Below are 12,580 nucleotides of genomic sequence, written 5' to 3'. Positions count from 1 at the left end.
CCATTGCGGGCCTGAGGAAAACGCCCGCATGCGACTCGAAACCATCCGCCAATCCATGCGAGCCACCGGCGCCAAGGATTGCCACATCGACCGGGTACTGCGCGCCTGGACTCAGGCCAAGCCGCTTGAATCCGGGGCTCGCCGCCACCAGCCCGAGAATTTTCTGCCGCAGGCCCTGCGCACGGCGCTCCCCGCCCTGCAAGAAGAACTCTCGGCACTGGCTCGCGTCCGCTCGGAACATCCGGGTGAAGATGGTTCATCACGCCTGCTGGTTGAACTGGCGGATGGTCAAACCGTCGAAAGCGTGCTGCTGCCGCGTGATGGCCTGTGTATTTCAACCCAGATCGGCTGCGCCGTTGGCTGTACGTTCTGCATGACCGGCCGTGACGGCCTGCTCCGTCAGGTCAGCAGCGCTGAAATGGTAGCGCAGGTGGTCCTCGGTCGAGGCCGACGCAAAGTGACGCGCGTTGTGTTCATGGGCATGGGCGAGCCCTCGCACAACATGGACAACGTGCTTGAGGCGATCGATACGCTGGGCACCTACGGCGGAATCGGTCACAAGAATCTGGTTTTTTCAACGGTGGGTGACCGCCGGGTTTTTGACCGATTGCCGCAACAACGCGTCGTCCCGGCACTTGCCCTTTCGCTGCACTCAACCCGAGCCGAATTGCGGGCCGAACTGCTGCCCAAGGCTCCCCACATCGACCCGACCGAACTGGTTGAACTGGCTGAGCATTACGCGCGAACGACCGGCTATCCGATCCAGTACCAATGGACGCTGATCGATGGCATCAACGACAGCATCGAAGAAATGGACGGCATCGTCCGGCTGCTCACGGGGAAGTATGCGATCATGAATCTGATCCCTTACAACGCGACGGCTACGCTGGATTATCGCCGCCCGTCACTCGAGCACATCACCACGCTGACCAAATACCTGCATGCCAAAGGGATCAGGACCACCGTACGCAACTCGGCCGGACAGGATGTCGATGGCGGCTGCGGCCAGTTACGGGCACGCACGCTGGATGCAGGCACGGCCACTGATGCTCAAAAAATCTCGCTGAAACACCTGAAGACAGGTACCCGATCAGCCGCTTAAGCCAGCCATGACAACGCAGTTCTTGCCGCGCGCCTTGGCCATATAGCATGCTTCGTCAGCTCGCCGAACCAGCGATGCCTCGCTCTCGCCGGGCACGCATTCAGCCACCCCGATACTGACCGTACAGCAAATGGCATCGCCAGAGGGAGCGGGCGTTTCAATGCTGGCAAACTGGCTACGCAGACGCTCGGCAATCGCCAAAGCCGCCTGGATAGCGGTTTCCGGCAACAAAACGACAAACTCCTCACCGCCATAGCGAAATGCAAAATCCGACCGGCGCAGGCAATGCCCGATGGCCGTAGCCAAACTCTGCAATACCTTGTCCCCCCCCAGATGGCCGTAGCGGTCATTGACGCACTTGAAGTTATCGCAGTCGAGCACCAGCAGCGACAGGGGTCGCCCATAGCGCCCAGCCCGCTCCAATTCGTTGGGGAGCTGCTCGTGCAGATGGCGTGAGTTGAACAAGCCGGTCAGCGAGTCGGTCTGGCTCAGGGAACGATAGCGCTCTTCACTTTCACGCAAGGCCTCTTCGGCCCGCCGGCGCTCGGTCACATCCTGCAGGGTTTCGATGGCGCCGATCACCTGGCCGGCGCCATTGCGCAGGGGTGCTGCCGTAAAGAACAACCAGCGGCCGCTCTCTCCGAAATGCGGAAAAAAATCTTCGGCTTCGTAACCGCCAAGAATCAGCGGCGATGGCCGAAAGCGCCCGTGATACAAGCGATCGACGGCATTTTCCCTGGCGTCGTCGATGATCAGATCAGCCATGATCGGACGCTTTGAGGCGTAAAAGCTTTGCCACTGGTTGCCAGTACCGATGACATCCTTGGCCAAGGTACCGGTCAACATCTCGCATGCCCTGTTCCAGTGAGTCACCCGATGCTGCGCATCAATGACCAGCATTGCCACCGAAGAACCATCGACGATTTGCGCCAGATACGCCTCATTTTCGCGCAGCGCAGCTTCGGCGAGGCGTCGCTCAGTCACATCCTGCAGGGTTTCGATTGCCCCGATGACCTCACCATCGGCATTACGGATCGCGGCTGCCGTAAAAAACAGCCAGCGTCCCCCATGCCCGAAAGCCGGGAAAAAATCCTCGGCCTCGAAAGCATCCGGAATCAGGGCCGAACGCCGCGATTTGCCATCATAATATTGATCGACCTCGACATCGTTGACGCCATCCACCACGAAATCGGCAAGAATCGGACGAGCCGAATCGTAAAATGCGCGCCACTGTTCGGAACGGCCAATCATGTCCTCTGCCGACACCCCGGTCAGCACGGCACAGGCCCGATTCCAGTGGGTCACTCGATGCTGGGCGTCGATAACGATCGTCGCCACAGGATTACCTTCGACCAGGTGTGTCAGGGCAATGCAATTGCCTTCTGTTGTCTGCGTCATAAGGTCCCCGCCTTCTCTGTCAGGTAGAATTTTGTTTTCTGCAATATCGCGTATTCAACGGCATCTGACAACCCATCTTTCTATCTACTCCGTGAAAAAAGCCAACATCGAACAGTTCTACAGCCGCCTGCGTGATGCCAACCCTGCACCGACGACAGAACTGCATTACGCCACGCCTTTTCAGTTGCTGATTGCCGTCATTCTGTCGGCCCAGGCCACCGATGTCGGCGTCAACAAGGCGACGCTGCGGCTGTTTCCGGTGGCGCCGACACCGGAAGCCATGCTGGCCCTGGGTGAAGAAGGACTGACGGAATACATCAAGACCATTGGCCTGTTCCGGACCAAGGCAAAAAATGTCATGGCGACCTGCCGCATGCTCGTCGAGCAACATGGTGGAGAGGTACCCGATGATCGTGAGGCTCTCGAAGCCCTGCCCGGCGTCGGTCGGAAAACCGCCAATGTCGTCCTCAACACGGCTTTCGGCCACCCAACCATCGCCGTCGATACCCATATCTTCCGTCTCGGCAACCGCACCGGCCTGGCGCCGGGGAAGACCGTGCAGGAGGTCGAGCAGAAGCTGCTGCGTGTCACGCCGGACGAATTCAAAAAGGATGCCCACCACTGGCTGATCCTGCATGGGCGCTACATTTGCAAGGCCCGCAAACCGGAATGCAGCCGCTGCGTGGTCCTTGATCTCTGCAGCTTTCGCGGCAAGACGGTATGAAAGTGGCCAGCGGCCTGGTCACCGGGCACCGGCCTGTACCCGAGCTGGCCCGCGATGCCGTTCAGACCGCCTTGGAGGCAGCCGGACTGCAACGGGCAGATACGGTCATTCTCTTGCTGACCCGCGATTTCATCCGCAGTCCGCAACCCTCAATTCTTGCCGCGGCACGCGCTGCCGGCACCCTCTCGGTCAGCGGCTGCACGACGGGCGGTCTGTTTACCGAGCACGGCTGGCAACTGGACCAGCCGGCGGCAGCAGCGCTCGTCTATACCTCACCAGACAAGCGTACGGCGACCGAATCACCAACCCTTTCCTTCAGCGGCCATGGCTGCCTCCCTTTCGACTGGCAGGAAGATACACCTCGGGCCGGGATGCTCGATGCCGATGCCGTCACCTGGACGAATGGCCGAGCCGCGAGCAACGGTTGTGCCGAGTGCCATCTGCCCGGCCTGAATGTTCGGATGGCCCGTTCCAGCGGCCTGCGTCTGTTGAGCGAGCCGTTGCCTGTCGAGCATTGCCATGGCTATGAATTGGGACGCGTCGGAGGCCATCGGGCGGTTGACAGCCTTTATCGCGCCCTGCCGCCGGAATTGCGCGAGCGCCCGCCGCTGCACCAGATCGCCATCCTGCGCCACCTGGACGAACCGGGCATTGCCATCCTGTCAGTCAATGGAGACGGCTCGCTGACCTTGGCTGATACCTTGAATGACGGCGAGACAATTACCTGGGCGGTCCGCCAACCACTGGCCGCCGAGCATGAGATGCGCCGGACGCTGAAGGCCGTGGCTGACGCCGATAAACCGCCGGATTTCGGACTGATGTTCTCCTGCATCGGTCGCGGACCACTGTTTTACGGCGACGATGACCACGATCTGCTGGCCTTTCGGGAGACTTTTCCCAACACTCCCTTGCTCGGCGCTTATGGTACCGGGCAGATCATTCCGCAAGGCGGCCAAAACCGCCTGTTCCACAACACCGTACTCACCCTGTTATTTGAAAGCATCTATGTTTAATCCCTCCCGCGATCAGGTTCGCCGCTTTTTCTGCGATGCCTGGAAGAAGCACATCGAACGCCTGCCACTGGTCGGCGCCGAGGTCACGGCCGCCGACATCGCCGCCCGCCATCCGGAGTACCAGGCGATGCTGAACGATGCCAATGCGGCCGTGGAAAAGGAATGGGTACCGGAAGGCGGAGAGATGAACCCCTTCCTGCACCTGTCGCTGCACCTGGCCATTCATGAGCAGGTCAGCATCGACCAGCCGCCGGGCATTCGCATGGCCTACGAACAGTTACGGGCCCGGATGGACCCGCACGATGCCGAACACGTGCTGCTCGAATGCCTGGGCGAAACGATCTGGCGCGCCCAGCGCGAAGGCAAGCCGATGGACGCCATGGCCTACGTCGACGCGGTGCGCCGCAAGTCCAGCCTGATCTGAACCCGACCGGGCGTTCTTAACGGGGAATCTGGTAGCTGTTCTGCGTCATCAGATCGATGCCGCATTCGATGCCTTCGACCCAGTTGATGAAATCGTTGATCGCCTGCTTGCCGACAAAACGCGCACCGTGCTGCGGCACGATTTGCTCGATCTCGAGTTGGCGAACCATGTTGGCCCAGAATCGGCAGACCTTGCGGGACACAATGTAGCGACGATGGAAGGGCTCCATGTATTTCACATGACTGGCAAAATCCGTGACCGGTAGCGCGGCTTGCTCGTGGCTGACCATTGAGGTGCCCAGATCGCCGGAAAACAGGATTTTCGAAATCGGATCGTAAAACTGGAAGTTGCCTTCGGCATGCATGAAGTGGGCCGGCAGAGCCAGTATCTTGCATTGGCCAAGGCGAATGACGGCGCCCTGATCGGGAATGCCGAGGATGCGGTCGGAAATGTCCTTGCCGGTGGTGAAATGCGGTACGAAACGGGTCCACAGGCTGGAAATCATCACCTTGCAATGCGAGGCGATGAACCATTTATTGACCGAGGCAATGATGTCCGGGTCCGGGTGCGAGGCCAGAATGTAGTCCAGATCCTTGGACGAAAAATGCTTCTGCATGTCCATCAACAAGCCGGTGTAGGTCATGTTGCCACCGGGATCGATCAGGGCGCCATGGCCGTGATCGACGACCAGGAACTGGTTGCACTGAACGGCACCGCTCGCCGTATCGTCCACCAGATCGTAGAACGCGTGGACGATGTGATTGCCATCATTGAAAAGCTCAACGGCCATAATACCCCCAATCAAAGAGGGGCAATTATCTACACAATGTTTCCGGCTGACCAGTGCAAATTAGCTAGTTAATTTTAACTATCATCAGACGGAGGGGCGACTTTGATGACTTCTTCCAGCGAGGTCACTCCCTGAGCCACCTTCAGGGCACCGGAAATGCGTAGTGGTCGCATGCCCTCGCGGAAAGCCTGCTCGCGTAACTTGGGAATTTCAGTCAGTGGCTTGATCAGCCGGCGAATCTCAGGCGAGTTAACCAGAATTTCGTAAACGCCCACCCGACCGGTATAGCCGGTCATTCGACACTCCAGGCAGCCGACCGGCTGCCAGATCTGCGCCGGCTCTGCCGATTTCCAGGGAGCCACCAGCGAACGCCAGGCAGCGCGTTGATCCTCGGTGGTCGGCGTCGGCTTTTTGCAATGCGGACACAGTGTCCGGACCAGGCGCTGGGCCATGACACCGAGCAGGGTCGAGTTGATCAGATAGGCCGGCACACCGAGATCGAGCAGGCGAGTAATCGCCGACGGCGCATCGTTGGTATGCAGCGTCGACAACACAAGGTGACCGGTCAAGGCTGCCTGGATGGCCATTTCGGCGGTTTCCAGATCGCGGATTTCACCGATCATCACGATGTCCGGGTCCTGGCGCATCAGGGCGCGAACGCCGTCGGAAAAACCAAGATCGATGCTCTGCTGAACCTGCATCTGGTTGAAGGCAGCCTCGACCATTTCAATCGGGTCTTCAATGGTGCAGACGTTAACCTCCGGTGTCGCCAGCTGCTTCAGCGTCGTGTACAGCGTCGTCGTCTTGCCCGAGCCGGTCGGACCGGTCACCAGAATGATGCCGTTTGGCAAGGCGGTCATCTGCTTCCAGCGCGCCTGATCCTCGTCAGAAAAACCGAGTGAGCGGAAATCGCGAACCAGCACTTCCGGGTCAAAAATCCGCATGACCAGCTTTTCACCGAAGGCGGTCGGCAACGTTGATAAACGCAGCTCGACCTCCTGCCCGGCCGGCGTGCGCGTCTTGATCCGGCCATCCTGCGGCCGACGCTTCTCGATCACATCCATCCGGCCCAGCAGCTTGATGCGGCTGGTCATGGCGTTCATGACCGTCATCGGAATCTGGTAGACCTGATGCAGCACGCCGTCGATACGGAAACGAACGATACCGAGGTCGCGGCGCGGCTCGATGTGGATGTCGGAAGCCCGCTGGTCGAAGGCGTATTGCCATAGCCAATCGACAATGTGGACGATGTGCTGGTCGTTGGCGTCGAACTGCTTGTTGCCCTTGCCCAGTTCGACCAGTTGCTCGAAGCTCGACAGGCCGGAAGTGACCTCGCCCTTGGCTGCCGCCTTCTTGACCGACTTGGCCAGATTGAAGAATTCGACCAGGTAGCGGCTGATGTCATCCGGATTGGCCATCACCCGGCGAATCTGCTTGCGCAGAATCTGCTGCAACTCCTCAACCCATTCGCGAACGAAGGGTTCAGCCGTCGCGATGACGATTTCCCGCGTCGTCACCTGCACCGGCAGGATACCGAAGCGAGCGGCGTAGGCGCTGGACATCACCTCGGCAACACCGGTGAAGTCGATTTTCAATGGATCGATATGCAGGTAGTCGAACCCGCAGCGGGCGGCCAGCCACTCGGTGAGCACTTCCAGACTGAGCAAGCGGATAGGCGGCTTGGTTGTGCGCCATTTTTGATCGGCGATGACGATCAGGGGATGAATCTTTCCCCCATGCAAACGGCGCTCGGCCTTCAGCGAGTCGGCAGCCTCACGGCTAACCAGCCCATCCTCCACCATCCAATCGAGCACTTCGGTCAGTGCCAGGCGATGTTCGCCTACATTCTTGTCATTCATGCGCGGCAATATAGCATGCAGTACGTAACGATTTGTAAGCAGCCGTCCCCCTGTTTGCACTCCTTTACAACTTGCCGGGAACATTCGCCGCCAGGCACCTAGAATGAAACCGTAACCACTCACAAGGAGCAGAAAATGAAAACCCGTCTGATGATGATCGCCACTGCCTTGATGACTTCCCTGATCTGCCTGCCGGCCAGTGCCCAACCCGGACCTGGAACGGGTGCCATGGGGGGTGGAATGACAGGCATGGGTCCAGGAATGGGCGCCGGAATGGGGCCAGGCATGGCACAGGGCGGAGGGCCGCGCGCCCGCGCCCCACGCGACTGCAGCCAGGCACCGAACCCCACCGCCTGCACGGCGCACCGCGAGGCTCGCGCCAAAGCCGTCGAAGCCTGCAAGGACAGCGCCGGACCGCAGCGCCGGCAATGCATGCACGAGCAGATGCAGAACTTCGACTGCGCCAAGTCAGGCAACCCGCAGCAATGCGAGTCACGCAAGATGGCCTACAAGGAATGCCAGGGCCAGGCCGGCCCCGCCTTCCGCCAGTGCGTGCAACAGAAGATGCCACCGGTCGACTGCAGCAAGGCCCCCAATCAGGCCCGCTGCGACCTGCACCAGAAAGCCCGCGAAGCCTGCAAGGACAAGCTCGGCCCGGAACACAAGGCGTGCCTGCGCGAGCAGTTCAACGTCAAGTAATCTCGCTAGGTCACGTTATCGCGTCAAATAACTTTCTCGCCCGAAGCCGGTTCGTACCTCAAGAAGGCATTTTGAGGTACGAACCGGCTGTTCCATGAGGGCCGTCCCGGCGCCGTCGGTATAGCGAATCGAATCCTAGCTATTCAGCAGCGACGTCAGTGATTCAACCTCTTCCGCCGAATCAAGCAGAATGGCGCTCAATGTATCGCCGTCCACCTGCAGATTGATATCGGCCGCCATGCCCTTGCAGCCCATTCCTGAAAGTTCGAGGAGCGGCGATTCGATCGATGCGAGCTGATCGGCCAAAAGCAAGGTATCGCCCAGCGACTCGGCCGGCATCGCAAGATAGCCATCCCAGAGCGTTTCCAGCGCGTCGCGAATAGCCGCCGGAACCCCCAGGGTATTTAACACGGCCCTGCCCACGAGCGCTTCCCCTTCGTCCGACCATGCTTCCAGATTATTCTGAAACAGTTCCGGAAACTCGGCCGCACGCGAGATCAGGTAGAAGCCACCTACTTCATGCACGATCCCGGCAAAGAATGCGGCTTCCGGGTCTTGCCGGGTGACGCGTCGGGCGATGACCCGAGCCAGGGAAGCGACTTGCGCAGTGTGCTCCCAAAGCCGCCGCGCCAGCGCCTGATGCTCCGGTAATTTCGACATGCCCTGCATCTGACGAACCAGGAGAGCCGTTACCAGCGTACGCAAGGTATTGAAGCCGAGCCGGGAAATAGCGCTGCGAACATCACTGATGCCCCGCACGGACGGGTTGTAGGCGACCGAATTGGCCATGGCGACCACCTTGGCCGAAAGGATGGGTTCAGCCGCGATCAGCTTGCCCAATTGTTCGGTCGAGCAATCCGGGTCGTCGAGCTTGCGTCGAACCAGCAAGTCGATTTCGGCATGGGTCGGAAACACCATCTCACCGCGACTTGCATCACCAGCAATCTTCTCGAAAACAGCCTTAACGTCCATTTTTCGACCTTTCTCAGCAGGATTTACCGTAACCGACGATAGCGCCGGGAATCTGTTGGAGCGGCATGGTCTGATCTACGCCGCCCAGTTTGATGGCTTCCTTGGGCATGCCGAACACGACACAGCTACTTTCGTCCTGGGCGATGGTTTTGGCACCGGCATCGTGCATCTCCTTCATGCCGCGCGCCCCGTCGTCGCCCATGCCGGTCATGATAATGCCAAGCGCGTTGGCGCCGGCAAACTTGGCAACCGAGCGGAACAACACATCGACCGACGGTTTGTGGCGATTGATCAGCGGTCCGTCGGCAACATCGACGACGTACTGGGCGCCGTTGCGTTTCAGCATCATGTGCCGCCCGCCCGGAGCAATCAGGGCCAGGCCGGGCAACACGCGGTCGCCGTTGCGGGCTTCGCGAACCTCGATCTGGCAAAGACCATCCAGGCGTTCGGCAAACATTGCGGTGAATTTTTCCGGCATGTGCTGAACAATGACAATGCCTGGCGCGGTTGCCGGCAAGCGGGTGAGCACCGCCTCCAGGGCCTGCGTGCCTCCGGTCGAGGTGCCGATGGCGACAAGCTGGTCGGTGGTCCGTTCAAGTGCCCGGTGGCTACCGGTGCTGAGCATCGCATCGGCCGACAGCTTGGGGCGATTGATCGCCGGGTTGGCACTGGCGCTCAGGGCGCGCAGGTTGGCCCGGGCTGCACTGCGCACGGCTTGCACGATATCGTTCGAGGCATCTTCAAGGAAACTCTTCAGGCCGATCTTGGGCTTGGTGATGATCGACACGGCGCCTGCAGCCAGTGCTTCAAAGGTGGCCTGGGCCCCCTTTTCGGCCAGCGACGAGCAGATCACCGTCGGGGTTGGATGCTCGGCCATGATCTTCTTCAGAAAGGTGATGCCGTCCATGCGCGGCATTTCGATATCGATGACCAGCACATCCGGCCAGCGCACCTTCATCTTCTGCAGGGCAAAGATCGGGTCTGAAGCGACATCCGTGACTTCGATTCCCGGGTCGCTGGCCAGTGCTTGCGCGACGACCTGGCGAACCAATGCCGAGTCGTCGACAATCATCACCTTGATCTTGTCAGCCATGCGCATTCCTGATCTCGGCGTCGGCGCCTTGTGGGAAGGCGAGCCAGACGTCGCCGCTCCATACGTCGAAATGCAGTTTTCGCCGGCCGCTGCCGCCAACGTGTTCGACCATCAGCGCGATATGGTTGGCGGCGAGCAGTTGCCGGCCAAGCGCCACGTTGCGCGGACCGATATCCATCTGCTTGCCGGTAGGGCCGGTCAGCATGTTGGCGCCCCCGAACAATTTGGCCTGGTACTCGCCGGGTCTGGTTCCCGCTGCCGCCACGTGCTGCAGGAACAATTCGAAGGCTTCGCTGCCGAAACGACCATCCAGTGCGGCATTGGGTGGCCGTTTGCGCTCGGTCAGCATGTAATGGCACATGCCGCCGATGCGTTTCCGGGGATGCCACAGGGTAATCGAGACGCAGGAGCCGAGCAGGGTCGAGATCCGCGTATTGCTCTCGCCGAAGTGAAACTCCCCGGGATTGAGAAAGACTTCGTGCAACTCGCTCGGCGCTGCGCTCATGGCTTGCGGTAGATGGTCGGCATCACTGCATCGACCCGGTCGGTAATGCCATTGAGTGTTTCAGAGTGTCCGATGATCAGGTGACCACCCGATTTCAAGCGGGGCAGCAGATTGTGCACCACCTTGGCCTTGGTCGGCGGGTCGAAGTAGATCATCACGTTGCGTAGAAAGATCACCTCGAATTCGCCGATATCGGCATCGATCGGATTCATCAGGTTGATCTGGTAGAACTTGGTCTTCTTGCGGAGTTCCGGTGCGATCAGGAACGTACCAGCCTGTGAGCGGACGCCTTTCAGGCAATACTTTGTCATGTAGCCGGGCGGGATGCCCTCGGTGCGGGCCAGAGAATAATGCCCGGTCGCCGCCTTGGCCAGCACCTGCGTGCTGATGTCCGAACCGACAATTTCCCAGGGCGTGTTGGGCAAGTGGTCGGCGAGCACCATGGCCAGTGTATAGACCTCCTCGCCACTTGAACTGGCGGCGCTCCACACACGGAAGCTCGATGGGCTGCTCCGCTTGCGGATGATTTCGTCGCGCAGGAAGGCGAAGTGCTTGGGCTCACGGAAGAAATAGGTTTCGTTGGTGGTCAGCAGGTCGACCATCGTCTGCAGCTCTTCCGGGTGATCGCCGGTGGCCAGCATGCGGTAATACTGCGAGAAGGTGTCGAGTTCGTACACCTTCAGGCGGCGGGTCAGGCGGCCGACCAAAAGGACTTTCTTGGCCTCGCTGAGGCTGATCCCGGCGATCTTGTAGATCAATCGCTGGAAGAGTGCGAATTCCTGGTCGGTGATGGCGTAGGTTGCTGCCATTAGAACAGCTCGATCTTCTTCTCGGTGGACTTCGGTTTCTGGGCGAGCGTGTCGGCGTAGCTCTTTTCTTCGCGAGCGATCGTTTCTGCCGTCGCCATATTGGTCACCATGCGCCGGCAGAAGGCATCGCCGGTCATCGGCAGGAACAGCACCTTGCGCGACCATGGGCCGAGAAAGTCGGAAGCGAGCAGAGGAATGCCTTCGCGATCCAGCCATTCCTTGGTGAACTCTGCGTTGCGCAACCCGATGCTCATTGACGGCCCTGAGGTATTGATAATCGTGCCGCCACCGAAAGCCTTGGCCTGAAGGCGCAGCTTTTTGGCGCCACGCTGGAGCAGCGCATTGAGCAGGGCTTCCATGGCATAGGCGCCGGAAAGCAGCGAATCGACATCGTCGTTGCTGCCCCGCCGGATGTTGGGCAGCATGAAATGATTCAGCCCCCCAACCCGCGCTTGCGGATCGAACAGGCAAACGGCGACGCAGGAGCCAAGCAGCGTCGCCAGCGGCCGTTCGGGTTCGATCGCCCAGGCCCCTGGATGGATGGTCCGGGCCAGGCGTTCGATCTCCTGTGAAGGGAGTTTGCTGTAATCCATGTGCTAGGCTGCTTTGGCTATGGCGATAGCGGCCTGGTCAGTGCGCTCCCGGTGGGGTAGCCGCATCGGCCGCCCCACCATCGGCTGCCGTCAGCATGGCAATTTCCTCGATGGAAAGTACGTTGTCGATGTTGAGCAGGATGACGAATTTGCCATTGACCTTGCCCATGCCGAAAATGAAATCGGCTCGAATCTTGGCGCCAAACGACGGTGGCGGTTCGATTTCGCTGCCCGGAATTTCCAGCACCTCGGACACCGCATCGACAATGATCCCGATATCGTGGCGTGCATCTTCGTCTGGCACCTCGACAATGACGATGCAGGTCCGTCGCCCGACCGCAGTCGGCTGACCGTTGAAGCGGGCAGCCAGATCGATGACCGGCACGACGCTGCCGCGCAGGTTGATGACGCCGCGAATGAAGGTCGGCATCATCGGAATTTCAGTCAGGTTGCCGTACTCGATGATTTCCTTGACGTTAAGAATGCCGAGACCGAACATCTCGCCGCCCAGGGAAAAGGTCAGATACTGGGCTGGAGCCTCGGCTACCGTGGCAACAGCAGCATTTTTGTTGGCTTGCACGAGTGATCCCATGATGACT

14 protein-coding genes are annotated in these 12,580 nt (G+C 59.9%); 5 read left to right on the top strand and 9 right to left on the bottom strand.

What is annotated here, in order from left to right:
- Nucleotides 1–28: 28 nt before the first annotated feature.
- Nucleotides 29–1,102, top strand: coding sequence for an RNA methyltransferase (locus DARO_RS06030; RefSeq protein WP_011286922.1), 1,074 nt, complete (start codon nt 29–31; stop codon nt 1,100–1,102).
- On the opposite strand, the gene DARO_RS06025 is transcribed toward DARO_RS06030, so the two are convergent.
- Nucleotides 1,091–2,500 carry a diguanylate cyclase gene (locus tag DARO_RS06025; protein WP_011286921.1) on the bottom strand — a complete coding sequence of 470 codons (1,410 nt, stop codon included), beginning with the start codon at nt 2,498–2,500 and terminating at the stop codon, nt 1,091–1,093. The two genes, DARO_RS06030 and DARO_RS06025, sit on opposite strands and share 12 nt — an antisense overlap.
- Nucleotides 2,501–2,591: 91 nt before the next feature.
- Between DARO_RS06025 and nth the strand changes: the two genes are divergently transcribed.
- Genes nth through DARO_RS06010 form a run of 3 tightly spaced genes read left to right on the top strand, consistent with a single transcriptional unit; the run spans nt 2,592 to nt 4,661 of the window.
- Nucleotides 2,592–3,224, top strand: a complete 633-nt coding sequence (gene nth, locus DARO_RS06020) for an endonuclease III (RefSeq protein ID WP_011286920.1) — start codon at nt 2,592–2,594, stop codon at nt 3,222–3,224.
- Nucleotides 3,221–4,237, top strand: a complete 1,017-nt coding sequence (locus DARO_RS06015; RefSeq protein ID WP_011286919.1) for an FIST C-terminal domain-containing protein — start codon at nt 3,221–3,223, stop codon at nt 4,235–4,237. Before nth ends, DARO_RS06015 begins: the two co-directional genes overlap by 4 nt.
- Nucleotides 4,230–4,661, top strand: a complete 432-nt coding sequence (locus DARO_RS06010) for a DUF1841 family protein (protein WP_041224240.1) — start codon at nt 4,230–4,232, stop codon at nt 4,659–4,661. The genes DARO_RS06015 and DARO_RS06010 overlap by 8 nt, the downstream gene beginning before the upstream one ends.
- Nucleotides 4,662–4,677: 16 nt before the next feature.
- On the opposite strand, the gene DARO_RS06005 is transcribed toward DARO_RS06010, so the two are convergent.
- Complete coding sequence (locus DARO_RS06005; RefSeq protein ID WP_011286917.1) at nt 4,678–5,451, bottom strand: oxygen-binding di-iron domain-containing protein; 774 nt, start codon at nt 5,449–5,451, stop codon at nt 4,678–4,680.
- Nucleotides 5,452–5,525: 74 nt separating this feature from the next.
- The gene (gene tfpB, locus DARO_RS06000; protein WP_041224239.1) at nt 5,526–7,310 is read right to left on the bottom strand and encodes a type IV pilus assembly ATPase TfpB; all 1,785 of its coding nucleotides are present in this window, start codon (nt 7,308–7,310) and stop codon (nt 5,526–5,528) included.
- Nucleotides 7,311–7,445: 135 nt separating this feature from the next.
- Between tfpB and DARO_RS05995 the strand changes: the two genes are divergently transcribed.
- Nucleotides 7,446–8,009 carry a hypothetical protein gene (locus DARO_RS05995; protein ID WP_011286915.1) on the top strand — a complete coding sequence of 188 codons (564 nt, stop codon included), beginning with the start codon at nt 7,446–7,448 and terminating at the stop codon, nt 8,007–8,009.
- Between the two features lie 135 nt (nt 8,010–8,144).
- Here the strand turns inward: DARO_RS05995 and DARO_RS05990 are convergent, their stop codons facing one another.
- The 6 genes from DARO_RS05990 to DARO_RS05965 are packed head-to-tail and all read right to left on the bottom strand — an operon-like array spanning nt 8,145 to nt 12,573.
- On the bottom strand, nt 8,145–8,981 hold the full coding sequence (locus DARO_RS05990; protein WP_011286914.1) for an HDOD domain-containing protein: 837 nt from the start codon (nt 8,979–8,981) through the stop codon (nt 8,145–8,147).
- A 13-nt stretch (nt 8,982–8,994) separates the two neighbouring features.
- Nucleotides 8,995–10,074, bottom strand: coding sequence for a protein-glutamate methylesterase/protein-glutamine glutaminase (locus tag DARO_RS05985; RefSeq protein WP_011286913.1), 1,080 nt, complete (start codon nt 10,072–10,074; stop codon nt 8,995–8,997).
- A complete protein-coding gene (locus tag DARO_RS05980) occupies nt 10,067–10,579 on the bottom strand; it encodes a chemotaxis protein CheD (protein WP_011286912.1) in 513 nt (170 codons plus the stop codon). The genes DARO_RS05985 and DARO_RS05980 overlap by 8 nt, the downstream gene beginning before the upstream one ends.
- Nucleotides 10,576–11,388, bottom strand: a complete 813-nt coding sequence (locus DARO_RS05975) for a CheR family methyltransferase (RefSeq protein WP_011286911.1) — start codon at nt 11,386–11,388, stop codon at nt 10,576–10,578. The genes DARO_RS05980 and DARO_RS05975 overlap by 4 nt, the downstream gene beginning before the upstream one ends.
- Complete coding sequence (locus DARO_RS05970; RefSeq protein ID WP_011286910.1) at nt 11,388–11,981, bottom strand: chemotaxis protein CheD; 594 nt, start codon at nt 11,979–11,981, stop codon at nt 11,388–11,390. The genes DARO_RS05975 and DARO_RS05970 overlap by 1 nt, the downstream gene beginning before the upstream one ends.
- Before the next feature lie 37 nt (nt 11,982–12,018).
- Entirely contained in the window at nt 12,019–12,573 is a 555-nt protein-coding gene (locus tag DARO_RS05965; RefSeq protein WP_011286909.1) for a chemotaxis protein CheW, read from the bottom strand.
- Nucleotides 12,574–12,580 lie beyond the last annotated feature (7 nt).

The sequence above is a fragment of the Dechloromonas aromatica RCB genome (genome assembly GCF_000012425.1).
Note: the sequence above shows the minus strand (reverse complement) of the source record. Positions and strands in the feature narration are given on the sequence as shown.